A 25,931-nucleotide genomic window follows, 5' to 3' on the forward strand; every position below is an offset into this window, starting at 1 on the left:
GTCAGCGGACCAGCGACACGGCCGCCAGCAGGACCGCACCCGCGCAGACGGCCACCGTCCATCCCACGCAGCGCACGCGCAGCGAGCGGTACCGTCGCTCGTACTCGCCGCGCAGGGACCGGCACCGGGCGGCGACCCTTTCGAGGTCCTGCCGCGCCCGGCGCAGGCTGTCCTCCGCGTGGTGGCGTTCGACCTCGTCGCGCTGGGACGTGGTCAGCCAGTCCAGGCGTTCGGTGAACTCCCGCGCCCGCTGCTCGGCCTCGGCGATCCTGGCCTGCCACAGCAGATACCCCTCGGCCTGGTGGGCGAGGTCCCCGTCGGCTCCCGGCGTGCCCACGCGATGTCCCGCGTCGGTCATGTGTGCAGCCTGCTCGCCTCGGCCTCGGCCATGGCGATGTCCGGGTGGTGCAGGTCGAACGCCGGGGACTCGGAGCGGATCCGGGGCAGCGTGACGAAGTTGTGCCGCGGCGGCGGGCAGGAGGTCGCCCACTCCAGCGAACGGCCGTAACCCCACGGGTCGTCGACGCCGACCGGCTTGCCGTAGCGGGCGGTCTTCCACACGTTGTAGAGGAACGGCAGGATCGACAGACCGAGCAGGAAGGAGGCGATCGACGAGACCGTGTTGAGGGTGGTGAAGCCGTCGGCCGCGAGGTAGTCGGCGTACCGGCGCGGCATGCCCTCGGCGCCCAGCCAGTGCTGCACCAGGAAGGTGCCGTGGAAGCCGACGAACAGCGTCCAGAAGGTGATCTTGCCGAGCCGCTCGTCGAGCATCTTGCCCGTCATCTTCGGCCACCAGAAGTGGAACCCGGCGAACATCGCGAAGACGACCGTACCGAACACCACGTAGTGGAAGTGGGCCACCACGAAGTACGAGTCGGAGACGTGGAAGTCCATCGGCGGCGAGGCCAGGATGACTCCGGTGAGCCCGCCGAACAGGAACGTCACGAGGAAGCCCGCCGCCCAGAGCATCGGTGTCTCGAAGGACATCGAGCCCTTCCACATGGTGCCGATCCAGTTGAAGAACTTCACACCGGTCGGCACGGCGATCAGGAAGGTCATGAAGGAGAAGAACGGCAGCAGCACACCGCCGGTGACGTACATGTGGTGCGCCCAGACGGTGACGGACAGACCCGCGATCGCGATCGTCGCGGCCACCAGGCCCATGTAGCCGAAGATCGGCTTGCGCGAGAACACCGGGATGACCTCGGTGATGATGCCGAAGAACGGCAGCGCGATGATGTACACCTCGGGGTGTCCGAAGAACCAGAAGAGGTGCTGCCAGAGCAGTGCGCCGCCGTTCGCGGGGTCGAAGACGTGTGCCCCGAACTTGCGGTCCGCCTCCAGGGCGAACAGCGCGGCCGCGAGGACCGGGAAGGCGAACAGGACCAGGACGGCGGTCAGCAGCACGTTCCACACGAAGATCGGCATGCGGAACATGGTCATGCCCGGCGCTCGCATGCAGATGATCGTGGTGATGAAGTTGACCGCGCCGAGGATGGTGCCGAAGCCGGAGAAGGCCAGACCCATGATCCACATGTCGGCGCCGAGGCCCGGCGAGCGGACCGCGTCCGACAGCGGGGAGTAGGCGAACCAGCCGAAGTCGGCGGCGCCCTGCGGGGTGATGAAGCCGCCGACAGCGATGGTGGAGCCGAACAGGTACAGCCAGTAGGCGAACATGTTCAGCCGCGGGAAGGCGACGTCCGGCGCGCCGATCTGGAGCGGCATGATCCAGTTCGTGAAGCCGGCGAACAGCGGTGTCGCGAACATCAGCAGCATGACCGTGCCGTGCATCGTGAACGCCTGGTTGTACTGCTCCTTGGAGAGGATCTGCAGACCCGGCCGGGCGAGTTCGGCGCGCATGAGCAGCGCCATGACACCGCCGATCAGGAAGAACGCGAACGACGTGGTCAGATACAGCGTGCCGATGGTCTTGTGGTCGGTGGTGGTCAGCCACTTGACGACGACGTTTCCCGGCTGCCGCCCGCGCAGCGGCACTTCACCCTCGTAGTAGTCGGGAGCCGGGTGCTCCGGTTCGTTGAGAACAGTCACGGGTTTGCTTCTCCAGACGCTGCGGGCCATCCGCGCCTTTGAGGCGAGTCACCCGTCATCCTTGCGGCTGCGGTCGGAAGAGGAGCCCCCGATCGGCCTCCGTACGGCCGATCGGGGGTCCGGTACCCACGAGTGGAGCAATCAGCGGGGATACCGCCCCACCTTGCCGGCGGTCCGGGGTGACGTCGATGTCCCGGCCCTGATCAGGCCCTGCGCACGCAACTCGGACCACAGGCCGCCGGGGACGTGCTGTGCGGGGCCGGGCGGCGCGCTCTGGGCGGCCGCCGTGTCCAGGGTGCGGGCGGAGAGGTATCGGGCGGACAGGCGGGGGGCGGCTGAGGTCATGGGGGTCGGAGTCCCTTCGGCGCGGCACGGAGCACGCGGACGCCGAGGTCTCGGCCTGCGTGACGGGGTGTCCGGCGGGTCTGCGGTGCGCTGTGCGCTGTGGCGGGGGTTCAGGTCGTCGGGGTGGTGACGTCGCCCTCCCCGGCGGCGGGTGACAGGCCGTAGAACACGGTCGCCGTGCCGGCGAGGAGCGCGTGGACGTCGCCGTCGCTCCAGCCGGTGAGCAGTTCGTCCACGGTGGCGGCCCACCGGTTCCAGCCGCCGGCCAGGTTGGCGACCGGCCAGTCGGAGCCGAACATGAGCCGCTCGGGGCCGAAGGCGGAGACCAGTACGTCCCAGGCGGGGCGGATGTCGGCGGTGGTCCAGTGGTGGTGGTCGGCCTCGGTGATCAGCCCGGAGACCTTGCACACCACGTGCGAGTGTCCGGCCAGCAGCCGGATCCGGCGTGCCCAGTCCGCGATGTCCTGTCGGGCGAGGTCCGGCTTGCCCGCGTGGTCGAGGACCTGGGGCAGGTCGGGGAAGCGTTCCGCGAGCCGGACGGCCTGGTCGAGCTGGTGGTCGCGCACCAGCACGTCGTAGCGCAGTCCGCGGTCCCGGGTCGCCCGCAATCCGCGTTCCACGTCGGGGCGTTGCAGCCAGTTCGGGTCCGTCTCGCCCTGGACGAGGTGCCGCAGGGAGCGCAGGTGGCCGCCGCCCGGACCGGCTCGCAGCTGGTCTAGTGCGTCACCGATGGCCGGTGACGTCAGGTCGGCCCAGCCGACCACGGCCTGGATCAGCGGCTCCCGCGCGGCGAGCGCGAGGAGGTCCTCGGTCTCGGCGACCTCCGCGACGCACTGGACGACCACCGTGCCGTGCAGCCGCCGGCCCGCGACGGGGTGGGTGGCGGTGGTGCGCAGGTCGTCGGCGGTGAAGGTGCGGCGGATCGACGCCACGGCGGGGTCGTCGAGCCAGGGTTGCGCACGGTGGGCGAGGTCCCACAGGTGGTGGTGGGCGTCGACGAGCACGGGTGCGTTCACGGGCTGGTCCAAGTCGGGTCGGGCCGGTGCGGGGCGAGGTCGGGCGGTGGCGTCGCCGCCGGGCTCAGGCGGTGGCGTCGGGCGGGCTCAGGTGCCAGATCTCGGGAAGCTCGCTCCACTGGCGGCCCTCACCCCGGTCGGGCCACGGCTCCTGGCACGGGTCGGTGAGCTTCCACCACCGCTGGGTCTCGGGGTCGGCCTCGATGGACGCCATGTCCGCCTCGAAGTCCTCGCCGTGGTACTCCATGTAGGCGAACAGCACGTCAGCATGGAGGAAGATGCTGTAGTTGCGGATGTTCGCCCGGTGCAGGGCGGCTTCGACGCCGGGCCAGACGGCGGAGTGCAGCCGGAGGTACTCCTCGCGGTGTTCGGGACGGAGCCTGATGGTCTGGGCGATGCGCTTCACGCCGGTTCCCCTGTCGGGTCGGTGGAGTTGATCGGGTGGGCAGCGGTGTCGAACGGTGACCGGTAGCTGGGCGTGCGGGTGCGAAGTCCGAGCCGCAGGGTGAGCCGGATGCGGGTGGAGGCGGGCAGCCGGACCGTCAGGTACGGGCCGTCGCAGACGGCTTCGGCCTCGGTGACGACGGGCTCGGTGTGGCCGTAGTCGTACATGTCGCCGATCCAGCTGTCGTCCTGGCAGGTGGTGTGGCGGACGGCGGTGATGGTGTGCTCGGCGAAGGCGCCGGCCTGGACGATGACCGTGCGGTCCGTCTCGGGGGCCAGGTTGACCAGTTCGACGGTGGTCGCCCCGGGGTCGATGGAGGTGACGAGGGCGGCCACGTCCTGAGGGAGGCCGGCGCGGCGGGCGTCGGCGTCGTGGTAGCGCAGCCGGGCCTGCTGCAGTCCGCCGTTGTACAGGACCTGGGGGCCGCCCCAGGTCAGCTGGACGAGGGCTTCGGTGGCCACCGGGTTGCACTGCTGCCAGACGTGGATGTCGGCCTCGGGCACGTCGAGGTCGCGGTAGCGGTCGATGCGCCGCAGCCGGTGGCGGACCTGGGCCTGCGCCATGGCGAGGATCCGCTCGGGGTAGTCGGGGTCGTCGCCGGCGAGGAAGGCGAACCAGGCCTTCTCGTGGCCGGACTCCTCCTTTGCGCGGAAGGGCCGTACGGTGCGCCAGTCGATGCCGTCGGCCTCGCGCAGGTGCTCCAGCCGGGCCCGGTCGGCCGGGGAGGAGGTGTGGTGCCACAGGGCCACCGGCACGGGGGGTGTGGCCGGGTTGTGGTCGAACCAGCCGGAGTCGTTGTGGCGGAACGGCAGATGGAGGGTGGGCGTGTGGATGTCGTCGGGGCCGAGTTCGACTGCCCATTTGGAGGGCAGGCTGGAGTCGGCCTCCGTGTGGGGCATGACCTTGGCGTGGCCGATGAGGGTGTCGAGCGAGGTCGCGACCATGGAGAGGTGGTCGTCGTCGCCGGTGACCGTGGCCGCCGCGAGCGCGGCCACGCAGGCCGCGTGACCGAGGCTGTGCCAGCCGTGCGGCCAGGACCAGCCGTAGTGGCCGCCGTACCAGCGGCCCTCCAGCAGGCTGCCGACGACCCCGTCCGGGCCGACGTTGTCCGGGATCAGCCCGCCGTTGGCCTCGGTGCGCTCGCGCCAGGCGCCGACGTACTCGACGATCCAGTCGCGGTAGCGCTCCTCGCCGGTCAGGATCCAGGCGTTGAGGACCAGTCCGGCGGCGGCGAGGTTGAGCGCGGTGTCGCCGACGCCCATCCGGTCGCGCATCTGGTCGCCCAGCCGCGGGTCGGCGGAGAGCGGGTAGGGGCCGTCCTGGGCCTCGGGGAGCCATTCGAGCGGGTAGCCGTAGGTCTCCGCCTCCTTCCGGAGCCAGGGGTAGACGTCGCCGTCGAACAGGCCGGTGCGCGCGGGGTCGCTGCCGTTGTGGGGGCGGGTGATGATGCGGTGTTCGGGGTCGTAGTTGCCCTTGGCGGGGTCGACGTACAGCTCGGCGAAGCGCAGGGCGCGCTCCCGCCAGCGGTCGGGGGCGGCCATGCACAGGAAGTAGAGCAGGAGCAGGCTCTCGCCCTGGTGGAACCAGTCGTAGCCGCGCTCGTACTCGTCGTGCAGCATGTCCAGTTCGGTCAGCTGCCTGGTGACGCCCTCCCAGTGCTTCTCGCTGGCGGGCAGGAGGTCGTCGGCGCCGCCGAGGAGGTAGAGCTGGGGCCAGTTGAAGAACACTTCGTAGAAGTCGTCGACGCCGTCGCGGGTGGTCAGCGGGCCGGTGTAGTTCAGGCGTCCGTCGGGGCCGGTGAAGGCGTCCTCGAAGCGGCGCCAGGCGTGGTCGAGCAGGTCGAACAGGGCGCGCTGGGCGACGGCCCAGCCGGGGGGTTCGAGCAGCGGGACCGTGGCCCGGACATCGAGGACGGGGGGCGGGGTGCCCTCACCGTGGGCCTGGAGGGGGGAGTCGAAGGGCATGAGAGCGGTCACTCCTTGGTGGCGCCGGCGAGCATTCCGCTGACCAGGAAGCGCTGGGCGAACAGGAACACGACGAGGACCGGTGTGATGGCGACCAGCGTGGCCAGTGCCAGTTGCGGGCGTTGGATCGCGAGGTCGCCGACGGTCGGGTTGAACGACGGCACGTTGCTGAGCAGGCTGCCGACGCCCACCTGGACAGGCATCTGGTCGCTGTCGGGGAGCATGACGTAGGGCAGGAAGTAGTTGGTCCAGTTGGCGACGAAGCTGAAGAACCCGACCAGCGCGATGACGGGTGTCGCCAGCGGCAGGGCCACATGACGGAACACGCCGAACTCGGAGCAGCCGTCCATCCGGGCCGCGGCCAGGAGGTCCCTGGGCACGGCGGTGGTGAAGTAGATGTAGGTGAGGTACACGCCGAAGGGGTAGAACGAGTACGGCAGGATGATCGACCACATGGTGCCGATCAGGTGGACCGCGTTGATCTCCAGGAACAGCGGTACCACCAGCGTGGCGTTCGGCATCAGCATCACGACCAGGGTCGCGATCAGCAGCGTGCGCCGGCCGCGGAACTCGGTCATCGCCAGCGCGTACCCGGCCGGTATGGCCAGGCAGAGCGTGACGGCCAGGGAGATCGCGGCGTAGACGGCCGAGTTGCGCAGCCACAGCAGGACGGCGTCGTCCTGGAAGGCGGTGAGCGCGTGCCAGTTGGCCTTGAGCGCGTGCCAGGACCCGAAGGACAGCGGGTTGTCGTGGACGAGTTGCTGGTCGGTCTTGGTCGCCGCGAGCAGCAGCCAGATCACCGGGAGCACGAAGAACACCACGAAGACGGTGAGGACCGAGCCCGCCAGCAGCCGGGAGGCCACGTGCTGCGGTGGACGGTGGCGCGGCCGTGGTTCGCCGTGCCGGGTTGTGGCGTTCCGATCCCGTTTCGCGCGAGGAGCGGCGGCACGTGGGGTGGGTCGTGTGTCAGTCGGCATCGAAGAACCCCGATCGTGCGACGAAGACACCGGCCACCGACACGCTGACCACCAGCAGTTCCACCGAGACCGCGGCGGCGCCGTTGATGTTGTTCATCTGGAAGGCGAAGTCGTACGTCAGCTGGTTGAGGGAGTAGTCGCGGCCGGCCACGCCCGTGCTGGCCAGGGAGAGCAGCTGTGGCTCGACGAAGAGCTGGGCGCCGCCCGCGAAGGCCAGGATCACCATGTAGACGATCCACTTGCGGAGCATGGGGATCTGCACGTGCCAGGCGGTCTGCCAGCCGTTCGCGCCGTCGATGCGGGCGGCCTCCATGACGTCCTTGGGGATGTTGTTCAGGGCGCCGTACAGGACGACGATCCAGCCGCCCGCGCCGGTCCAGAACGCGATGATCGTGAACAGCAGGGCCAGGTTGCCGGGGGCGATGACGTCGCCGAAGGTGTGGAAGCCCAGCGTCCCCAGCAGGGAGCTGATGGGGCTGACCGTCGGGTCGAGCATGAACAGCCACACCAGGACGCTCGCGGCACCGGCCAGGGCCCCGGGGATGTAGTAGAGGAAGCGCAGTGCCTGACTGAGCGCTCCGGAGGACAGCCGGTGCAGGAGCAGCGCCAGGACCACCACGAACACCACGAGCGACAGCAGCCAGAACACCAGGTACAGGGCCACATGCCCCAGGGAGCCGACGAAGCGGAAGTCCTGTGCCGTGGTGACGAAGTTGGAGAGGCCGGTGAAGGCACCCCCGGTGTTGGTGAAGGCGAAGTAGATCGCGTAACAGGTCGGGAGGACGCCGAAGGCGATCAGCAGCAGTACGTAGCCGGCGACGAATGCCACGCCGGCCCGGCTCTGCCGGGAGGTGCCGCGAGGGCGCCCCCGGGCAGGGCCGGCCGAGGACTGGGTGAGAGTCACTTGGAGACCTTGTATCCGTCGGCCTGGGCGTACTTGACGATCGCGTCCTGCCAGGCGGGCAGCATCGATTCGACGGTCTTGCCCTGGGTCAGGCCGGGCTTGACGGTGGCGGCCCAGATCGCCTCCTGGCTGAACTGGCCCGAGCCCCAGTCGGACCACACCTGCGAGGAGGCGTCCTTGAGGGCGGTGAGGTCACTGGCGTAGTACCCGGAAGCGGCCTGCGCCTTGAGCCAGTTGTCGGCGGCGGGGGCGTAGGCCGGGAAGCCGGGGGCCTTCTCGCCCTGGTAGGCGTTGTCGGTGGTGACCCACTTCAGGAAGTCGGTGGCCGCCTTGATGTGGGTGGAGTGCTTGGACAGCAGCCAGGTGCCGCCGCCGACGTTGCCGGTCGAGGGTGCGGTGTCGCCCTGCCACTGCGGTATGGGTGCCACCGCGATCTGCTTGGCCGGGGTCTTCAGCCCGCTGTTGAAGACCGCGCCGCCGTACCATGCCGGGCCGGGCATGAGCAGGACCTTCTTGGCCTTGTTCTTGGCGAAGTCGGTGCTGAAGACGCCGCTGATCGACATCGACTTGTTCTTGATGAGCACGTCGAGCAGCTTGGCCATCTTGATGCAGGCCTCGCTGGTGGTGTCGACCGACACGGCCTTGGGGCCGGTGATGTGGTTGGCGCCGCACTTGCCGGCCCACAGGTAGATCTCGGGGGTGAAGGTGTCACCCGCGTCGCCCACGAGGTAGCCGGGGTGCTCCTTGGCGACCTTCTCACCCAGCGCCTGGTACTCCTCCCAGGTCGTCGGCACCGTGTAGCCGAACTGCTTCAGCAGCGGCGCGTTGTACCAGAGCACCGCCTGGGAGAGGTCGTTGCGCAGGCAGTACAGGGTCCCGTCCACCGCACAGACGTCGTTGGCGCCCTTGGCGAACCCGCCCAGGGTCGCCTGCGGGATCAGCCCCTTGTTCAGCGGCGCCGCGAAGCCCGCGTCGACCGCCCAGCTCGCCTCGTTGTTCTGCGAACTGAAGACGACGTCCGGCCAGCCCTTGCCCGTACGGTTGAACAACTGGACCTTCGTCTGAAGGTAGTTGGACCCGTTGGCGTCACCGTCGTAGCTGACGATGTGCAGCTTCACGCCCGGGTGCGACGCCTGGTACTGCTTCGCCGCGGCCATGCGCGTCGCGTCCACCCATACCGTCAGCGCCCCCTTGTCCTGGGCGGCCTGGGCGAACCCGTCCTTGGTGGTCGTACCGGAGGTACCGCCGCCGCTGCCACAGCCGGCCACGGTGAACAGCACGGCGGCGACGCAGCCGGCCAGCAACGAAGGCTTGTAGACGGACATGAGCGACTCCATGGGGTTCGCGTGCGGCTGCAGGCGGCTCTGTCGTACCGCCGCGGAAGAAATTAGCCGCCACATGGAATGGGGAGTCAAGGGGTGCGTACGGCTTTTTCGTGGCTCGACTTGCGTAATGACGGCATCGCCTTGGAGTAAAGAACAGTGTATTTGGTGTGTATCGCCCATCACTCGCGCTCTGTTCGATACCTGCTCGTGGAAAATGAGTACGACTTATCATTGCCTGAGGTACGATGGGCGCAGCTCGAAGGTCGATCGGCCGTCGTCGTCGCAGTCACCCGGAGGCAGCACACATGAAGGACACGCCCGCCGTGGCGGCAGTGGCGAACGGCGCGGACGAGCGGCGCGACTACCGGCCGGGATACGAGATCGTGGCGGAGCGGATCCTCGAGTTCATCGCCGAGGCGCGCCTGGTCCCGGGCGACCGGATGCCCACCGAGAACGACCTGGCCCAGCGGTTGGACACCAGCCGAGCCGTGGTCCGGGAAGCGGTGAAGATCCTTTCGGCGCTCGGCCGGGTCCGGGCGCACAAGGGGCGCGGACTGTTCGTCGCGGACGACGACGGCATGCTGATCAGCAGTCGCTGGGGCGGCTTCTTCCGGCCCGTGGACCTCGATCACGTGTTCATGCTGTTCGAGTTCCGCAGGGTTCAGGAGATGGCCGCCGCCAGGCTCGCGGCCACCCGTGCCACACCGGCCGAACTGCGCAACCTCGAGGTCGCCATGCAGCAGTGCCGGCACGGCTACGTCCATGGCGAGGTCGACGTCTTCAACCAGGCCGACGACGACTTCCACGCGGCGGTGGCCGCGGCCTCGCACAACACGTTCCTCGGCAGCGCGGTGCGGGACGCCCGTCGGCTGCAGCGCCAGTCCAGCGCGATCGGCATCCATGACTCCCTCGGTGAGGGCACCTTGGCCGCGGTCGAGGAGCACGAGGCGATCTACCGTGCCATTCGCGACGGCCGGCCCGACGAGGCCGCCGAGGCCACGGCGGTGCACCTCGACCGGACGCTGGAGGACTACCGGCGGGAGATCCAGCGCCGCCTGTTCGGCTGACCTCCTCGCCAGAGGAAGCCGGCCCCGCAGGGAGACACAGGCTGAAGGGGCTCGTACCGCGGCGCGGCACGAGCCCCTTCTCGCCCTGGTCGCAGGGGCGTCGCGCGGCGGCCCGGGGGCTACCTGCCGTATCCCGCGGCGTTGATGTTGGACTGTACGGCGTTCTCGGTGGCGTCCGACGGGTAGCCGGAGGTCATGACGCCTTCGTAGAAGGTGCCTGCGGCGCCGTGGCTGTTGTCGCCGCCGATGCCGAGGATGATGGCGCCCTCCTTCTTCATGGGGTTGTAGCCGGAGACATTGGGGCGGACCCCGTTGTAGAAGGTGGACAGGGAGCCGGACTGGGCGTTGCCGCCGCGGATGGCCCACTTGTTGGGTCCGCCCTTGATGACGGCGGTGAGGTAGCGGTTGCCGATGGAGGGGTCGTTCGCGTTGTAGTGCTGGTTGACGCCGGAGAACAGGCCGTTCTCCAGGTCGGCCATGATCCAGGGGCCGTTGCCGCTGCCGTAGCCCCAGACCTTGATGTTCCCGAAGTAGATGGCCTCCATGGTGCCGTTGCCGTTGTCGCGGCTGTTGGTCTCGGCGTTGCCGTAGTCGAAGCAGCAGCCGCCGTTGTAGTGCGTGCCGTCCAGGACGGCGTACATGCCCTCCGGCTGGTCGCCCTTGGCGACTCCGTTGGTGCTGTTGTTGCGGTATCCGGTGCCGGGTGCGACGTAGACGCCGTAGGCCTTGTGACCGGCGAGGGTGGTGGGTGCCGCGGTGGCGTTGGCGAGGTTGTCGTAGCCGCCCGCGGCCGGGCCGGAGAAGCCGCCGGGGGGTGCCTGGGTGAGGCGGTTGTTGCGGCCGGACTGGTCGTAGATCACGGTGATGAGACAGGTGGTGCCGGCGCAGAAGGAGTCCTGGGCGGCGGCGTTGGCGACGCCTCCGGCGCTGAGGACGCCGATGTCGCGGGTCGCGTTGTCGGATGCCCGCCGTACCTGGTAGAGCGGCCCGTTGTAGGAGGCGTACAACGCGCGCGTGGTGCTGTGGGCCGCCACGCAGGGGGTGCCGCCGGCGGCGTACAGGTCGCACGGCAGGGAGGTGGCGGCGGGAGCGGCCGGCGCGGCCGGGGCCGTTCCGGTGAGCAGGCCGACGCTGAGCGCTGCGGCTGCTCCGGTGGCGAGCAGCGCGTGCCGCAGGGTGCGGGGCCGTGGCCGTAGGGACATCGTGGACTCCTTCGATGGTGGGGGGTGCTGCCCGGCGGGCGCCGGGCGGGGGGATCAGAACTGGGTGAAGAACTTCCAGATCTCGCTCGGCACCCAGGTCCTGGAGCCGCTGTCGCCGCCCGCGCCGTCCTGGGGCGCCGCGATGTGGCCCTCGTCGAACGCGGCCCATTCGACGGGGTGTCCGGCCGAGCAGCCGGTGTAGGCGGTGACGCGGTGCGTGAGGCTGCCCTGGGCGGGCTCGGGCGGGTTCTGCGCCGCGCACCCGTTGTTCCTGACGAACCGGTCGCGCAGGGCGCGTCCGCCCGCGATGCCGAGGACCGAGTCGCGGACGCCGTGCACGCCCAGGTAGGCGACGGGCTGGGTGCCGCCGGCGCAGCCGCTGAGCTGTCCACCGGACTGGACCGCGACCGCGCGGAAGACCGTGGGCCGCGCACAGGCCAGCGCGTAGGTCATGGCGGCGCCGTAGCTGAAGCCGACGGAGAAGCGCCGGGTGGTGTCGACGCACAGGGCGTTCTCGATCTGGGAGAGCACGGCGTCGGTGAGGGCGACGTCCTCACCGCCGGAGTTGGCCCAGCCGTTGTTGAGGCCCTGGGGCGCGACGAAGACGGCGCTGTCGTTCGCCAGCCGTTGCAGCCCGTAGTACGCCCAGGTGCCGTTCTCCACGGTGCGGCCCGTCGCCACGTCGGTGGCGCTGCCGCCGAGCCAGTGGAAGCCGAGGACCAGCCGGTAGGCGTGGTTGCGGTCGTAGGCGTCCGGCACCTTGAGGATGTAGCTGCGGCTCTTGCCGTTGACCTGCAGGGTGTGGGTGCCGCTCGCCAGTCCGGGGGCCTTGCCGCACCCGGCTGTCGTCGCGGCGGTGCGGGCGGCCGTCGGGGTGGGACGCTGCCCGCCGCCGTTGCCCGGGGCCGTGGCCGCGGTGGTGGCGACCAGGGCGAGAAGGGTCGCGATCACGGTGGGCCATAACGTGGCTTTCTGCATCACATCACTCCTTCACATCGCTATCGCTCGATCGACTGGAGGGAAGGCGGGCGACTGCCGGGCGCTCAGCGGTACCCGGCCGCGGTGATGTCGGCCTGTACGGCGTCGTCCGTCGCGTCGGAGGGGTAGCCGGCGGTGATGGCGCCCTCGTAGAAGGTGCCGACGCTGAGGTTGGTGTTGCCGTTGCAGCAGTCCCCGCCGCTGCCGAGGATGATGGCGCCCTGCTTCTTCATGGGGCTGTAACCACTGGGCAGCGAGCCCGCGTACAGCGTGTTCAGACCGCCGGACTGCGCGTTGCCGCCCTTGATCGCGAACCGGGAGGTGCCGTTGTTCTTCAGCATCGCGGTGACGAACTTGCTGGTGAAGGCACGCTGGTTGGCGTTCCAGGAGGTGCTGCCACCCGGGAACAGGCCCCACTCGAGATCCGCCTGCACCCACGGGCCGGATCCGGAACACCCGCCGAACCAGCACGACTTGCTGAAGTTGATGGCATCCATCGCACCCGGGCCGTCCGCCTTGCGGGTGGTCTCGCTGTTGCCGTAGTCGAAGCAGCAGCCGCTGTTGACGTGCGTGCCGCTGGTGACCATGTACATCCCTTCCGGAGCGCTGCCGGTGGGAACGCCCGTCAGGTGGCCGTCGCGCCAGTAGCTGTTGCCGGCGTTGATGTACAGCGAGTAGGCCTTGTTGCCGCCCACGGTGAGTGACTCGCTGGTGGCCTTCGCCGCCGTGTCGGACCCGCCGACGCCGCCCGGTCCCTGATAGCCCAGGTTGTTGCCGTGCCCCGACTGGTCGTAGACCCAGGTGACGACGCAGGTCGTGCCCGCGCAGAACGAGTCCTGGGCCGCGGCGTCGGCCGGTCCGCCGGCGACGGTGACGCCGATGTTCCTGGTGGCGCTGTCGGACGCGCGCCTGACCTGGTACAGGGGGCCGCTGTACGCGCCGTACAGGGCGCGCACGGTGCTGTGCGCCGCGATGCACGGGGTGCCGCCCGAGGCGTAGAGGTCACAGGGGCCCGCGCCGGCTGCGGCGGCCGGGACCGGTGAGATCAATGTGGCCAGTAGGGCGGCGGACAGCGCTGCCACACAGGCCGCCGCTCTGGTCGCCGCACGTAAGAGGCCCCTTCGGGCGTGTCCGCAGACGAGCCTTCGCCGCCTTGGACATGGGCATGACAGGGCTAGGGACATGGTGAACTCCGGAGGATTCAGCGACCTTGCCTTCGCGCCGGGCTGCTGGTCGGGCTGGTCGGCGTGGGGCTCGGGCCGTGCCGGTGTGGACGGGGCGGGTGCATACGGGGCGTATACGGGGGGTGCGCTGTGCGGAACACATGTGTGTCCGAAATTCCGAACATTACCCGGAGTTTCGGACACTCTGGAATGATAGGAATCCCGTAGCAATCGTCAATGGCCCGCACAGGATTTCGTCTGGCGGGTTGACGAATAGCGGGCGGGGTCTGCCGAGCGGGGTGGGCGCGATGGCACCGCGTCACCAGAGCGCTCCTGAAGGGGGAGTCAAGCGGCGTCCGGCACGTTGCGCGCGGGGGGGCGCCCTGCGCCGGATGAGGCCGTACCCGTCCTCGGCCGCTTCCCTTCGCTTGTCAGTAGAGTGAGAGGCGTGAGGATCGAGGAGCAGTGAGAGCGCCCCGCACTCTGGTCAGTCTGGACGAGATCGACACCGGTGATCACGTCTGCCAGGTGTTGGACCGAGCCGACCACGTCATCGAACGCAGTCTGTCCTTCGTCGCGGACGGGGCCCTGTACGGCGACAAGGTGGTGATCGTCGGGCCGCCTCTCGAAGCGGGGAGCGAGTTCGCGCAGCTCGTACTGGACCCGGCCCGGCTGGACGGCTCTCTGCTGGCCGCGGTGCGCCGGGAGGCGGCCAACGCCGACCGCGAGGGGTTCCGCTCGCTCCGGGTGCTGCACCACGTCGGGAACGACCACCGTCCGGAGCGGACGAAGGAACTGCTGCGCAGTGAACTCGATCTCGAGGAGTTCGCCGCCGACACCGGGGCCCTGGTGGTCTGCGCCTACAGCGTCACCGACTGGAACTCCCCGCTCCTGGAGCAGATCGGTTGCGTGCACCCCCACAGTCTGGGCAGCCGTCCGAGGGTGCCCTCGTTCCAGGTGTACCGCACGGGGAAGGAAGGGTGGACGGTGAACGGGATCGTCGACAGCGAGGGCGCGGTGGCCTTCGGCTCCATCCTGTGCGCCCTCCTCGCCCAGACAGCCACGGTGCGGCTGAGCTGCCAGGCCCTGGAGTTCTTCGACGCTGCCGGGATGAGCGCCCTGGTCGACGCGGCCAGGCACCTTCCGGACCGCAAGGTCGTCCTGGAGGGAACCAACGACACCGTTCGCCTCACCTGGCAGCTGTCCGGCTTCGCGATGCCCGAGATTCCGGTGGTGATGACGCCGTGACCCCGTCTCCTCCCGCCTCGACCGCTCCGGGCACCGGATACCGGCACGAGCTGTACCCGTACTCCGGCAGGGACGCGTTCGTCGAGGGGGCCCTCAGTTTCATCCATGACGCCCTCGCCGGGGGCGAGGCCGTCGTCGTGGCCGTCCCGCAGGACAAGGCGTCCCTGCTGCGCGCCGAGATCCGCGACGAGGACGCCGTCCGCTACGTCGACACCGAGGGGGTCGCGCACCATCCCGGTCGGCTCATCGGCGCCTGGCAGGAATGGCTCCAGGAGTACGCCTCCCAAGGACGGCCGGTCCGCGGGATCGGCGAATCACCCTGGGACAAGGTCCGCAGCCCGGCCGAAGCCGAGGAGCTGCGCTACCACGAATGGCTCCTGAACAAAGCCTTCGCCCGGGGCCCGGCCTGGTGGCTGCTGTGCCCCTACGACATCGCCCACGACAAGGCGTCACTGGCGGAAATGGCCCGGTGCCACCCCGAGCTGCGCCAGGACGGTCGCACCATGCCGTGTGAGGACTACGACGCGCAGGCACCGTACCGCTTCGCACCGCTCACCGATCCGTGCGACCCGTACGAGGAGTTCGCCTACAGCAGGGGTGACCTGCCCGCCCTGCGCGAGAAGATCGCCGCGTGCGCCGAACGGCACGGCCTGACCGGCCGCCGCCTGAACGAACTGCATCTGGCCGCGACGGAGGTGGCCACCAACAGCATCCGGCACGGCGGCGGTCAGGGTGTGCTGCGCACCTGGAGCGAAGAGCGCCGACTCGTGTGCGAGTTCCGCGACGCGGGCTACATCGAGGACCCCCTGGCCGGACGGAGAAGACCGGAGGCCAGGCAGGTCGGCGGTCGCGGCCTGTGGCTGGTTCACCAGCTCTGCGACCTCGTGGAGATCCGCTCCGCACCGGACGAGGGGACCAGGGTCAGGCTCCACACCGAGCTGCCGGAATAGACCCACGGCGTCCCACACCGAGCGCGGCAGGCATCACACCCGCAAATGTGTGAGTCTGCCGCAGGACAACCGGGGCAGACGGTGGAACAGAGGCAGGGCTCGCTGCACGCCTGTGACCCGGCCCGACGAGAACTACCTGGAAGGGAGTCCCTTCTCCATGCTCACCGTCCGGACGCTGCACGAGGACGCGGCGATCGCACAGCTCCCGGAGACGGTCGACTACGACAACGCGCCCGTTGTCGGCGCCCAGTGCGAGGACTTGGTCAACCGCGGCTGCACCACCCTGGTGCTGGACGCGTCGCAGGTGCAATACATGGACTCCTCCGGCATCAGTATGCTCATCACACTGTCGCGCACCGTCGGCCGGCGCGCCGGCACCCTGCGTGTGGCCGCTCTCAGCGACCACTACGAGCAGGTGTGGGACCTGCTCGGGCTCCGTGAGGTGTTCCCCGTCTTCTCTTCGGTGCGCGCTGCCCTCCAGTCCCCTGCCACAGGCCGCATCGCCGGGGCACCCGAGGAACGGGCCGAGCCCGACGCGCCCGCGGCCCGCGCGACCCGGACGGAGACGACACCCTGATGAGGGCCACGCGCCGGTCGGTACGGCGGCCAGTTGGGCCAGAGCCACTCCTCGCGTACGCAGCCGGACGGCGATGTCAGCGGCTGGTGTCGGCGTCACCTTCGTCGTGCGGAGGGTCTCCCTGGCTCCTGTCGCGCGGAGGGGAGCCCTCCCCGTGCTCTTCCAGTAGTTCGAGGAGCGCGGCGTCCGCTCTTCTCTGGTCTTCCTTCGTCAGCTCGAGCGGTGCGTTGTTGTAAACGGTGTAGCGGTCCGGGTCGATGATGTTGGCGGCCCTCAAGCTGAACGTCAGCAGGGGGCGCCACCCCTTGCGGTGGCCGACCCGCACCTGTATCTGGGCCTTGTAGTCACGGGCCTCCGGGAGGAAGCCGGAAAACGGTGCCTCGAACTCGATGAAGAGCTGTTGCGCTGCTCTGCCGGGGACGACGAATCCGGCGGGCAGCTTCGCCTCCTCGTCCGGCCCCGGTTGGAGCCGGGACGGGGAGGACACCCACAGGAGGGGCAGATGGGAGGCGGGCTCATCGGGGAACGTCAGGATGATGTCCTGCACGACGATCGGTTTGGGACCGGTGTTGTGCAGGATGAGCGGCAGTCGTAGGCGTGCCGTGGACCCGTGGACGATGGCCGCGAAGGAATGAGGTTCCCACGCCTGCAGGCGACCCTGCCGGGCGTTGAGCCACCAGAACGACGCGACGGTGAAGAGCAGTGCGCAGACCGACACCACACCGGCGCCGGTGAGCGATGAGGACGCGAGCTGGTTCGCCGCGACCGTCAGCGGAACCACAGAGTCAGTCTGCCAGCCCCGCCGCGGGCTCGCTCACAGGACGAGTGGCCGCCGACAGTCCCCCGGAACGGGTCAGGGGCCGGCGAGGAGTACGAGATACCAGGCGACCAGGGCCGCGCACGCCACCGCGGGGAGGAGCTTGGGCAGCCCGTCGCCCTTGCGTACGTGCGTGGTCACGGCACCGGCGAGCAGCATCAGCAGTCCGACGCCGGCCAGGTCGCCGCACAGCGGTACGACCGGGCCGACGGCCACGCCGAGGGCGCCCGCCAGCTCCAGGCCGCCGACGACCCGGTAGGCCGCGGTGGTGAAGCCGGCGTGGGCGGCCAGCTCGGGCATCGGACCCAGGGCCAGGATCTTGGCCGCGCCCAGCAGGGTGAAGATCGACGCGATGAGACAGGTCAGCGAGGCGGAGAGGATCACGAGAGGCCCTCGGGGGTGTGCGGGCGCCGGGCCCGGCGGCGTTCGGCTCCCAGGCCGGCGAAGTGGGCGATCAGGTCGGGGTTGTCGACCGCCGAGGGACTGAGGACCTGCTCGGCGGGCGCGCCCTGGAGGAGGCGCTTGACCGGGACCTCGAGTTTCTTGCCGGTCTTGGTGTGCGGGATGGCCGGTACGGCGAGGATCTCGTCGGGGACATGGCGGGGCGAGGCGCCGGTGCGGATCGCGTCGCGGATCCGGTCGCGCAGGGAATCGTCCAGCTCGGTCCCGTCGGCGAGGACCACGAAGAGCGGCATCCAGTAACCGCCGTCGGGTTCCTCCGCACCGATGACGAGGGCCTCGGCGATCTCAGGGAGGCGTTCGACGATGTCGTGGATGTCGGCGCTGCCCAGCCGTACGCCCTTGCGGTTGAGGGTGGCGTCGGAGCGGCCGTGCACGATCACCGAGCCGTGGGAGGTGAGGGTGATCCAGTCGCCGTGCCGCCACACGCCCGGGTAGGCGCTGAAGTAGGCGTCGCGGTAGCGGCTGCCGTCCGGGTCGTTCCAGAAGTACAGCGGCATCGACGGCATGGGCCGGGTGACGACCAGTTCGCCGACCTGGTCGACGACCGGTCGTCCCGCGTCGTCGTACGCCGCGAGTGCCACGCCGAGGTTGGGGGCGGACAGTTCACCCGCCCACACCGGGGTGGTGGGGGCGCTGCCGGCGAAGCCGGAGACGACGTCCGTGCCGCCGCTGGTGGAGGCCAGCTGGACGCCTGCGCCGACGTGGTCGCGGACCCAGGGGTAGGCGGAGGCGGGCAGGGCGGAGCCGGTGCAGCCGATGACGCGGATCGCCGACAGGTCGTGCACGGCGGGGTCGACGCCGAGCTTGGCCATGGCCAGCAGGTACTGGGGACTGGTGCCGAACACGGTGACCTTGTGGCGGGCCGCCAGCTCCCACAGGACGTCCGGACGTGCCACCGGCGCGGGGCTGCCGTCGTAGGTGCAGGTGGCGGCGCCGGTCAGCAGGGTGGAGACGACCAGGTTCCACATCATCCAGTGGGTGGTGGTGTACCACAGCAAGCGGTCCCCGGCGCCCAGGTCGCAGTGCAGGCCGAGGGTCTTGAGGTGCTCCAGCAGGACGCCTCCGTGACCGTGGACGATGCCCTTGGGCAGCCCGGTGGTGCCGGAGGAGAAGACGATCCACAGCGGGTGGTCGAACGGCACCGGAGTGATGGTGAGGTACTCGGTGCGGCCGGCCGCGTCCTCCCAGGGAACCGCCGGCCTCGCGGCCCCGGCCGGGGGCCACGCAAGGCCCAGGTGATCCACGAGGACCGTGGCCCTGAGCGTGGGAAGGGCGGCGGCGAGGTCGAGGGAGGCGGCGCGGCGGTCGTGGCGGGTGCCGTTGAAGAGGTAGCCGTCCGCGGTGATGAGCACCGTGGGTTCGAGCTGGGCGAAGCGGTCGGCTGCGGCCTTGGGTGCGTAGTCCTGGCCGCACACCGACCACACCGCGCCCAGGCCGGCGGTCGCGAGGAAGGCGATGACGGCGTGGGGGGTGTTGGGCAGGTAGCCGACCACCCGGTCGCCCGCTCCGACGCCGAGGTCGCGCAGGGTGGCCGCGACGGAGGCGACCTGGGCGCGGAGCTGCCGGCCCGAGATCTCGTAGGCGGCTCCGGTCTCGTCCAGTGCGGTGATCGCGGGGGCGTCCGGGTGCAGGTTGCGCAGTGCGTGGTGGGCGTAGTTGAGGGTGGCGCCGGGGAACCAGCGGGCGCCGGGCATGGTCTCCTCGTCCAGCACGCGCTCGTACCCGGTCGTCGCGTCGACGTCGAAGTACTGCCACACCGCGGCCCAGAACCTTTCCAGGTCGGTGACGGACCAGTGGTGCAGGGCCTGGTAGTCGGTCGGGTCCGGGATCCCTTCGGCGCCCTGCTGCCGGGCGGCCCAGCGGGCGAAGTCGGCGATGCGGCTGCCGGCGGCCGTCCTCGGGTCGGGCGGCAGGAACGGTTCCGGATGCGGCGTGGGGTGCGGGACGGTCACGGTGCGGTGCTCCTCGGCGGGGAGACGGATCGGGCATCGGTGGTACGGCGGGCCGTGTGGAGCAGGGAGGCCCAGGCCGTGGGGTCCGGGAAACGGCCCGATCCGGCGGGGACGGTGTCCATCACGACGCGGTCGGGACGCAGCAGGACGGCGTCCGCCCGGCCGCGTGCCAGCCAGGCGGCGAGCGTGCCGTCGGGGCCGAGGTCGTCGACGTGGACCGTGGGTGCGCCCAGTGCCGTGGACACGGCCGTCATCTGCGCGGTGGGCGGCACGGCGGTCAGTACGGCGAAGGAGTTCCCGAGGACGTCGTCGAGGCGCACGCGCCTGCCGTCGTGCCGTATCCAGGGCTGCGGGCAGAAGGTACCGGCCAGCGCGCGGCCGGTCAGCCGGGGGCGGCGCCGTACCAGCGGGCCGGCGGTCAGGGCGGGGCTGAGGTCACGGCTCACCGCTCCGGCCACGCCGGGGATGCGGCAGGCCGTGCCCACGACGGCCCGGCGAAAGGCCGCACCGCGGTCCTGTCCCCCGGTCATCGCCCAGCCGACGGCCACCGCCACGCGGATCACATGGCGGGCGTGCGGCTTGCGTTCGCGTTCGTAGGTGTCCAGCAGTTCCTCGGGCGCGCCCTGTCGCAGGACCCGGGCGAGTTTCCAGGTGAGGTTGTTGGCGTCGCGCAGGCCGGAGCACAGGCCCTGCCCGACGAAGGGCGGGGTCAGGTGGGCGGCGTCGCCCAGCAGGAACACACGCCCCCTGCGCCACCGGTCGGCGAGGCGGGCCCGGAAGGTGTACTGCGCCTGCCGTACCACCTCGAAGTCGTCGCACTGCGAGGCCGGCAGGTCGACCCAGGGGGCGACCAGCTCGCGCAGGCGCTGCCATCCGTCCGGGCCCTCCAGGTTCTGGTCGTCGGCCAGCCGGAACTCCCAGCGGTAGCGGTCCTCGCTGATGCGCATGAAGGTGGCCGGCCGGGTGGGGCAGCAGATCTGCTCGGCGCCTTCCCAGGTCCGCACCGGGCGGCTGGTGCGCACGTCGATGACCCGCCAGCTCTCCTGGAAGTGCAGGTCCTCCCAGGCGCCTCCGATGGCGTCACGGGTGAGGCTGCCCGCCCCGTCGCAGCCGAGGACGGCATCGGCCCACAGGTGTTCCTCCTCGTCACTGCCGCCGCGCCGGAAGGTGACCCGGACGGGGCCCGTCGGATCGTCGGGTGTGCCGGTGTCCGGCGTGCCGGACCCGGTGACGGACACGACCTCCACCCCGCTCCACAGCTCGCACTCCGGGCGGCGCGCCAGGGCGCCCCGCAGCAGACGTTCCAGCTCGGGCTGGTTGAACATGCTCAGCTGCGGGAAGCCGTGGAGTCCGTGCATGGACCGCGGGAACTCGCTGATCACGCGGCGTCGCGCGTCCAGCAGCCGTAGCCCGGGCGCCGGCCGGGCGATGGCGGCGAACTCCTCGTGGACGCCGACGCTCTGCAGGATCCTGCGGATCTCGTCGTCCACGACGACGGCGCGCGGCAGGGGGTAGACATCGGGGTGGCGTTCGAGGAGCAGGCTGGGCACTCCGTGGCGGGCCAGCAGGAGCGCGGCCGTGACTCCCACGGGCCCCGCCCCGATGATCACCACCGGTCTCCGGGTGGTGGCGCTCACGTCGCGGCTCCCACGGCGGTCCGCTGCTCGCCCAGGTCGATCCGCCCGTCGGGGGTGGCGATCGTGGCGGTGACGAGGTCACCGTCGCGCAGGTACAGGGGGTTCTTGGCCTGGCCGTTGAAGAACGCCTTCCACTTCAGCGCGGGCGGCAGCAGCGCGGCGATCTTCTCGACCGGCTTGGGCGGGGCCTTCAGGGCGGTGCCGCCGGGCGTACCGGTCAGCAGCAGGTCGCCCGGGTCGAGGGTCTGGAAACGGGCGAGCAGGGTGAGCGCCTGCGCGGGCCGCACGATCATGTCGGCCAGGGTGCGGTCCTGACGCGTCACGCCGTTCACCGACAGCCGCAGTCGCAGGTCGATCAGATGGTCGAAGTCCGCCGGCTCCAGCAGGGCCAGGTAGGGACCCGTCGGCGTGAAAGTGGGGTAGGACTTGCTCTCGTAGAACTGGGTCTTGGTCAGCTGGACGTCGCGGGCGCTGACGTCGTCGGTGAGGACGAGCCCGGCGACGTACGACGGAAGGTCCTGCTCCGCCACGACGGTGCCCACCGGGAGCGGCGCACCCATGACGAGGCCGAGTTCGACTTCGTAGTCGAGGAACTTCACGTGCGCCGGGCGGACGATCGTGTCGTGCGGGCCGCTGACCGAGCCGGACGCCTTGCGGAAGAAGGTGGGCGGGATGTCACCGGTGAAGCCCGAGTCCTTGGCGTGGCTGCGGTAGTTGACCATCTGGGCGACCACTCGGCAGGGGGTGGTGACCGGGGGCAGCGCCACCAGGTCGGCGACGGGCGTGCCGCTCTCGCCGGAGGCGGCGGCCTCTCGCACGGCGGTCCGGTCGGCGAGCAGTTCGGCGGTGGTGACGGCTTTGGTCTCGATGCGGACGGCGCGTTCGTCCCGGACGGCCCACCAGCCGTCGGGGGTGCGCAGGACGTTGGTGCTCATGAGCTCATCGCTTTCATCAGGCCCAGCAGGCGTGCGGGGTCGAGTTCGTTGTCGTCACGCAGGGCCGTCATGACCTCGCGGAGCTTGGCGGGGGAGGGGCTGGTGCCCAGGAAGTCGCGGGTGACGGGTGGCCCCCACTGGGCCAGTCCGCTCGCCGACATCGGCGCCCAGCCGGGTTCGAGGTCGCAGGAGAACAGGTCGCCGTCGGCGAAGTGTTCCAGCATGAAGCGGTCGGGGTCGCGCCAGTAGTCGAAGAGCTGGCTGCCCTGGATGTGCCGGCCGATGCCCCAGCTGCGCTGGTAGCCGCGCTCGGCCAGGTACTCCCCGCCGGCGGCGATCGAGTCGAGGTCGGTGACCTGGTAGGCGGAGTGGACGTATCCGGTGCCCGGCCCGAGGTGCAGGGCGAGGGTGTGGTGGTCCACGGGCAGGCTGCCCTGGTCGCAGCGGATGAACGCCATGGTCGGCCCGCGCCCGCGCTGCCCGTCGAGGAACAGGAAGTCGGACACGATCATGCCGAGTGTGTCCAGGTACCAGTCCAGCGTGCGGGTGAACGTCCGCGTCTCCAGCACCACATGGCCGAGGCGCTGGATGCGGGACGGCTCACGGGGCGGGCGCTGGGGGGTGTTCGTACGACGGGCTTCGACGCCGGTGTTGAGGATCCGCGGCTGCTGCCCGGGCAGCGCGGGAAGCGGTTCGGCGCAGTGCACCACCCGGACCGGGAGTCCCGAGGGATCGAACAGGGCGACCGACCGGCCGCCGCCGGGGACGTCGATGTCCCGGACGGTGTTTCCGACGGCGGCGGCCAGCCGGTCCACATCGGTTCGTTCGGCCGCGCGGAACGCGGGCCCGAGGAAGCGGGAGGCGCGGCCGCGCCGGATGACCATGCAGGGCGAGCCCGCGAACGTGCCGCGCAGCCACAGCTCGTGATCGGTGCGGGCGGCGATCGCGAAGCCGAAGTCACGGGCGAACACCTCGGCCCGGTCCAGGTCCGGCTTCTCGAACTCCAGCCAGGCCAGGTCCGCCACTTTGATCACGGGATTCCGGGCTCGTCCGGGGTGTTCGCCGCGTAGGGCGCCCTGCTCACTGTGGAGGTCTTGGTGGGGCGTCAGAGGACCGCCCTTGTCAACGGGGATGTGGGACATGGTGTCCTCCAAGCAACACTGCCGTAATGAGGAAATCATCAACTCTGGTGTTTCTCGTCGTCAATAGGGGCAGCTGAAATATTTGACGATCTCATCAGTAATGCCGGTGTCATCGTCGCAGCGGTTAGACTGGGCCGCATGCCGACGTCAGCCCCGCCCAAGAACCGCTTCGAGCGACGCCGCGCCGAGACCCGCCAGGCGCTCGTCCGCGCGGCCCGGCAGATCCTCGCGGAGACCGGCGACACGAGCGCGAGCATCCAGGCCATCGCCGAGCGCGCCGATGTCGGCTTCGGGTCCTTCTACAACCACTTCGAGTCGAAGACGGAGCTGTTCGACGCGGCGGTGACCGATGCCCTGGAGGAGTTCGGGCAGGTCATCGACGCCCGTGTGGAAGGCGTCGACGACCCGGCCGAGCTGGTCGCGGCCGGCTTCCGGCTCACCGCCCGGATGGCCGACTCGCACCCGGAACTCGTGCGCATCCTGCGCGACCGCGGCCTGTCCCACATCCACTCCGACCGCGGCCTCTCCCCACGCGCCCTGCGCGACCTGGAGATCGGCATCGCCTCGGGCCGCTTCACCTGCGGCAACGCCACCACCGCCCTGTCCGCCCTGGGCGGCACCCTGCTGTCCCTGGTGGCTCTGCGGCTGGACCGCCCGGACCTCGACGGCGACGAGGCCGCCTCCGACCTCGCCGAGATGGTCCTGCGCATGTTCGGCCTCGCTGCGGACGACGCCCACGAGGTCACCCGGCGCCCGCTGCCTGGCCTCGACTGAGGATCCGGTGGGGTGTGCTTGTCGGGGCGTGAGTCACCCCCGTGAGCCGGTCCACTGCTCCTCGAGGGCCGCGGCGACCTCGGCCGGTTTCTGGATCGGCGTCCAGTGGCTGCTGTCGAGCCTCAGGAAACGGTCGGCGCGCACGGAAGCGGCCATCTTCTCGCCGAACTCGACGGGGCAGACCGGGTCGAACGCTCCCCAGAACACCAGGGACGGTCCGGCCAGGTTCGCAAGATCCGGTTCCCACTCCGCACCGACCGTCAAGGCGGAACGGTACAGCTTGAGAATGCTGTCACGCATGGTCTCGTCCACGCGGCCGGCTGTCTGTTCGGCCGGCTCAGCGGGGACCTGGAGGTTGTCGGTCAGGTCCCTGGCGAACGCGGCGGCGTCGTACTCCTCGGCCCAGCGGTCGCCCGCGACGGGGTCCTGCCACAGCTTGGCCAGCGGATGCCAGTCGTACTCGGCGCTGACCGGACCGTTGCTGCCGGCCCATGTGCGGATCAGATCCGGCCGTACGGAAGCCACGCGCGCGGTGAGGAGGCAGCCCCAGTCGTGGCCGACCAGGTCGACCGGCTCACCGATTCCTTCCAACCGCTCGATGAGCCAGGAGACGTATTCCTCCTTGGTGCAGGTGAAGCCCTCGGGCCGCGGCGAACCGAAACCGGGCAGGTCCCAGGCTTCCACGTCGCCGCGGGTCAGGTGCTCGCGCACGCCGTCCCACACATGGTGGGTGTCGGGTACGCCGTGGATCAGGATGGCAGGCATGAAGGAACTCCTACAGGGGGTGAATCTCGGGACAGAAGTGGAGCGACGACACAGGGGACGCTGGCCGTGTGCATCGCTCCGTCTCCACGGCTTCTGGCCGCGGGAAAGCCGCGGGCGCCGGTGCACCCTCGGACACCGGCGCCCACTCACCCCTGCCCAGGGTGGCTTGTCGTCCTGCTGACGGGCGTCAGGGGACGAGGATGAGGCGGATCGGGTCGCCGATCTTGTTCTCCAGGCGGTGGACGGCGTCGGCGGCCTCGATGAGCGGGATGTGGTCGGTGATGGAGGGGGCCAGGTCGAGCCGGCCGGCCGCGGTCAGCTGCACCAGCTCGGACACGGACTCGGGGAAGCCGCCGTAGTGGCCGCGCACCTGCTTCTGCAGGTAGTTGAAGGTCAGGCCCTCGGTGATGGTCAGCGGCCGGGGTGTGATGCCCACCAGGATCAGGGAGCCGCCCAGGCCGAGCACGGAGGCGGCCTGGTCGCGGACGGCGGGGACGCCGGCGCAGTCGAAGGCGAAGTCGAGGCCGCGTCCGCCGGTGGCCGCACGGACCTGGTCGGCGAAGTCGGGGGCTGCCGGGTCGAGCGCGAGGTCCGCGCCGAAGGCCAGGGCGCGCTCACGGGCGCTGGGCAGCGGGTCGACGGCGATGATCGGGGCGGCGCCGACCAGGCGGGCGAGGCGTACGTTGTGCGCGCCGACTCCGCCCACGCCCCAGACGCCGACGGACTGGGCGGCACGGACGCCCGCGGTGGCGACGACGGCGGCGTAGGGGGTGGAGACCGCGTCGGGGATGATCGCGGCCTGGTCGAAGGGGAGGCTGTCGGGGATGGGGATGAGGGTGTCCTCGCGGGCGATGACGTACTCGGCCCAGCCTCCGTCGTAGTCGATGCCGGCGGTGAGCATCCGGGTGCAGGGGCGGTGGCGCACGCATCCGGCGCACGTGCCGCAGGTCTTGCCGGCTTCCAGGGTGACGCGGGTGCCGACGGGCAGGCCGCGCTTGAGGTCGGGGCCGAGGGTGTGGATGACTCCGGAGACCTCGTGGCCGACGGTGATGGTGTCGGAGGTGGCGAACAGCGGCACGAGGGAGCCGTCGAGGAGGTGGACGTCGGAGAGACAGACGCCGGCGGCCTTGACCTCGATGAGGACCTCGCCCGGCCCCGGCACGGGGATGGGGACCTCCTCCACGGTGAACTTCTTGCTGTCCAGGTGGAAGCGTCCGGCGAGCATGGTGTCCATGGT

The 25,931-nt window shown here is 70.4% G+C and carries 23 protein-coding genes and 2 pseudogenes; 5 read left to right on the forward strand and 20 right to left on the reverse strand.

The genetic code is table 11. The features are described from left to right. Position 1 precedes the first annotated feature (1 nt). The 9 genes from ACZ3KP_RS13230 to ACZ3KP_RS13270 all read right to left on the reverse strand — a co-directional run bounded on the left by ACZ3KP_RS13230 (position 2) and on the right by ACZ3KP_RS13270 (position 9,025). Positions 2 to 358: a cytochrome C oxidase subunit I gene (locus tag ACZ3KP_RS13230; RefSeq protein WP_358980268.1), complete on the reverse strand. Its 357-nt coding sequence runs from the start codon at positions 356 to 358 to the stop codon at positions 2 to 4. Beyond that, positions 355 to 2,049 (reverse strand): aa3-type cytochrome oxidase subunit I, encoded by a 1,695-nt coding sequence (gene ctaD, locus ACZ3KP_RS13235; RefSeq protein WP_467499019.1) that lies wholly within the window; start codon positions 2,047 to 2,049, stop codon positions 355 to 357. The genes ACZ3KP_RS13230 and ctaD overlap by 4 nt, the downstream gene beginning before the upstream one ends. A gap of 141 nt (positions 2,050 to 2,190) precedes the next feature. Further along, positions 2,191 to 2,394, reverse strand: a complete 204-nt coding sequence (locus ACZ3KP_RS13240) for a hypothetical protein (protein WP_467499021.1) — start codon at positions 2,392 to 2,394, stop codon at positions 2,191 to 2,193. Positions 2,395 to 2,504: 110 nt separating this feature from the next. Beyond that, positions 2,505 to 3,410 carry an amidohydrolase family protein gene (locus tag ACZ3KP_RS13245; RefSeq protein ID WP_467499023.1) on the reverse strand — a complete coding sequence of 302 codons (906 nt, stop codon included), beginning with the start codon at positions 3,408 to 3,410 and terminating at the stop codon, positions 2,505 to 2,507. Positions 3,411 to 3,474: 64 nt separating this feature from the next. Next, complete coding sequence (locus tag ACZ3KP_RS13250; protein ID WP_467499025.1) at positions 3,475 to 3,816, reverse strand: L-rhamnose mutarotase; 342 nt, start codon at positions 3,814 to 3,816, stop codon at positions 3,475 to 3,477. Beyond that, the gene (locus ACZ3KP_RS13255; protein WP_467499027.1) at positions 3,813 to 5,819 is read right to left on the reverse strand and encodes a DUF8034 domain-containing protein; all 2,007 of its coding nucleotides are present in this window, start codon (positions 5,817 to 5,819) and stop codon (positions 3,813 to 3,815) included. Before ACZ3KP_RS13255 ends, ACZ3KP_RS13250 begins: the two co-directional genes overlap by 4 nt. 8 nt (positions 5,820 to 5,827) lie before the next feature. Then, positions 5,828 to 6,682 (reverse strand): carbohydrate ABC transporter permease, encoded by an 855-nt coding sequence (locus tag ACZ3KP_RS13260; protein ID WP_467499029.1) that lies wholly within the window; start codon positions 6,680 to 6,682, stop codon positions 5,828 to 5,830. A 103-nt stretch (positions 6,683 to 6,785) separates the two neighbouring features. Next, entirely contained in the window at positions 6,786 to 7,700 is a 915-nt protein-coding gene (locus ACZ3KP_RS13265) for a carbohydrate ABC transporter permease (protein WP_467499031.1), read from the reverse strand. Beyond that, the gene (locus tag ACZ3KP_RS13270) at positions 7,697 to 9,025 is read right to left on the reverse strand and encodes an ABC transporter substrate-binding protein (RefSeq protein ID WP_467499033.1); all 1,329 of its coding nucleotides are present in this window, start codon (positions 9,023 to 9,025) and stop codon (positions 7,697 to 7,699) included. Before ACZ3KP_RS13270 ends, ACZ3KP_RS13265 begins: the two co-directional genes overlap by 4 nt. 305 nt (positions 9,026 to 9,330) lie before the next feature. Between ACZ3KP_RS13270 and ACZ3KP_RS13275 the strand changes: the two genes are divergently transcribed. Next, positions 9,331 to 10,092, forward strand: coding sequence for a FadR/GntR family transcriptional regulator (locus tag ACZ3KP_RS13275; protein WP_467499035.1), 762 nt, complete (start codon positions 9,331 to 9,333; stop codon positions 10,090 to 10,092). A gap of 128 nt (positions 10,093 to 10,220) precedes the next feature. On the opposite strand, the pseudogene ACZ3KP_RS13280 reads toward ACZ3KP_RS13275, so the two are convergent. The 3 genes and pseudogenes from ACZ3KP_RS13280 to ACZ3KP_RS13290 form a co-directional block, all read right to left on the reverse strand. Then, positions 10,221 to 11,294 (reverse strand): annotated as a pseudogene (locus tag ACZ3KP_RS13280) (arabinofuranosidase catalytic domain-containing protein); the annotation flags it as partial. Positions 11,295 to 11,351: 57 nt separating this feature from the next. Further along, positions 11,352 to 12,272: pseudogene (locus ACZ3KP_RS13285) on the reverse strand (CE1 family esterase); the annotation flags it as partial. A 65-nt stretch (positions 12,273 to 12,337) separates the two neighbouring features. After that, positions 12,338 to 13,666 (reverse strand): arabinofuranosidase catalytic domain-containing protein, encoded by a 1,329-nt coding sequence (locus tag ACZ3KP_RS13290; protein ID WP_467499037.1) that lies wholly within the window; start codon positions 13,664 to 13,666, stop codon positions 12,338 to 12,340. 234 nt (positions 13,667 to 13,900) lie between these two features. Between ACZ3KP_RS13290 and ACZ3KP_RS13295 the strand changes: the two genes are divergently transcribed. The 3 genes from ACZ3KP_RS13295 to ACZ3KP_RS13305 all read left to right on the forward strand — a co-directional run bounded on the left by ACZ3KP_RS13295 (position 13,901) and on the right by ACZ3KP_RS13305 (position 16,210). After that, complete coding sequence (locus ACZ3KP_RS13295; protein WP_467499039.1) at positions 13,901 to 14,683, forward strand: MEDS domain-containing protein; 783 nt, start codon at positions 13,901 to 13,903, stop codon at positions 14,681 to 14,683. Continuing rightward, positions 14,680 to 15,633 (forward strand): anti-sigma factor RsbA family regulatory protein, encoded by a 954-nt coding sequence (locus ACZ3KP_RS13300; RefSeq protein WP_467499041.1) that lies wholly within the window; start codon positions 14,680 to 14,682, stop codon positions 15,631 to 15,633. Before ACZ3KP_RS13295 ends, ACZ3KP_RS13300 begins: the two co-directional genes overlap by 4 nt. Before the next feature lie 157 nt (positions 15,634 to 15,790). Further along, positions 15,791 to 16,210, forward strand: a complete 420-nt coding sequence (locus ACZ3KP_RS13305) for an STAS domain-containing protein (RefSeq protein ID WP_467499043.1) — start codon at positions 15,791 to 15,793, stop codon at positions 16,208 to 16,210. A 76-nt stretch (positions 16,211 to 16,286) separates the two neighbouring features. Here the strand turns inward: ACZ3KP_RS13305 and ACZ3KP_RS13310 are convergent, their stop codons facing one another. The 6 genes from ACZ3KP_RS13310 to ACZ3KP_RS13335 all read right to left on the reverse strand — a co-directional run bounded on the left by ACZ3KP_RS13310 (position 16,287) and on the right by ACZ3KP_RS13335 (position 23,155). After that, entirely contained in the window at positions 16,287 to 16,991 is a 705-nt protein-coding gene (locus tag ACZ3KP_RS13310; RefSeq protein ID WP_467499045.1) for a hypothetical protein, read from the reverse strand. 72 nt (positions 16,992 to 17,063) lie between these two features. After that, on the reverse strand, positions 17,064 to 17,411 hold the full coding sequence (locus tag ACZ3KP_RS13315; protein ID WP_467499047.1) for a DoxX family protein: 348 nt from the start codon (positions 17,409 to 17,411) through the stop codon (positions 17,064 to 17,066). Continuing rightward, positions 17,408 to 19,441, reverse strand: a complete 2,034-nt coding sequence (locus ACZ3KP_RS13320; protein WP_467499049.1) for an acetoacetate--CoA ligase — start codon at positions 19,439 to 19,441, stop codon at positions 17,408 to 17,410. The genes ACZ3KP_RS13315 and ACZ3KP_RS13320 overlap by 4 nt, the downstream gene beginning before the upstream one ends. After that, on the reverse strand, positions 19,438 to 21,078 hold the full coding sequence (mhpA, locus tag ACZ3KP_RS13325; protein ID WP_467499051.1) for a bifunctional 3-(3-hydroxy-phenyl)propionate/3-hydroxycinnamic acid hydroxylase MhpA: 1,641 nt from the start codon (positions 21,076 to 21,078) through the stop codon (positions 19,438 to 19,440). Before mhpA ends, ACZ3KP_RS13320 begins: the two co-directional genes overlap by 4 nt. Further along, positions 21,075 to 22,013, reverse strand: coding sequence for a fumarylacetoacetate hydrolase family protein (locus ACZ3KP_RS13330; RefSeq protein WP_467499053.1), 939 nt, complete (start codon positions 22,011 to 22,013; stop codon positions 21,075 to 21,077). Before ACZ3KP_RS13330 ends, mhpA begins: the two co-directional genes overlap by 4 nt. Next, on the reverse strand, positions 22,010 to 23,155 hold the full coding sequence (locus tag ACZ3KP_RS13335; protein ID WP_467499055.1) for a VOC family protein: 1,146 nt from the start codon (positions 23,153 to 23,155) through the stop codon (positions 22,010 to 22,012). The genes ACZ3KP_RS13330 and ACZ3KP_RS13335 overlap by 4 nt, the downstream gene beginning before the upstream one ends. Positions 23,156 to 23,293: 138 nt before the next feature. Here ACZ3KP_RS13335 and ACZ3KP_RS13340 point away from each other — a divergent pair, with 138 nt between their 5' ends. Then, positions 23,294 to 23,929, forward strand: coding sequence for a TetR/AcrR family transcriptional regulator (locus tag ACZ3KP_RS13340; protein ID WP_467499057.1), 636 nt, complete (start codon positions 23,294 to 23,296; stop codon positions 23,927 to 23,929). A gap of 33 nt (positions 23,930 to 23,962) precedes the next feature. Here ACZ3KP_RS13340 and ACZ3KP_RS13345 read toward each other — a convergent pair whose 3' ends face one another. Both ACZ3KP_RS13345 and ACZ3KP_RS13350 read right to left on the reverse strand, forming a co-directional pair. Then, positions 23,963 to 24,694 (reverse strand): alpha/beta fold hydrolase, encoded by a 732-nt coding sequence (locus tag ACZ3KP_RS13345; RefSeq protein WP_467499059.1) that lies wholly within the window; start codon positions 24,692 to 24,694, stop codon positions 23,963 to 23,965. A 187-nt stretch (positions 24,695 to 24,881) separates the two neighbouring features. Beyond that, positions 24,882 to 25,928, reverse strand: coding sequence for a zinc-binding dehydrogenase (locus ACZ3KP_RS13350; protein ID WP_467499061.1), 1,047 nt, complete (start codon positions 25,926 to 25,928; stop codon positions 24,882 to 24,884). Positions 25,929 to 25,931 lie beyond the last annotated feature (3 nt).

The sequence above is a fragment of the Streptomyces sp. NPDC020958 genome (assembly GCF_055562175.1).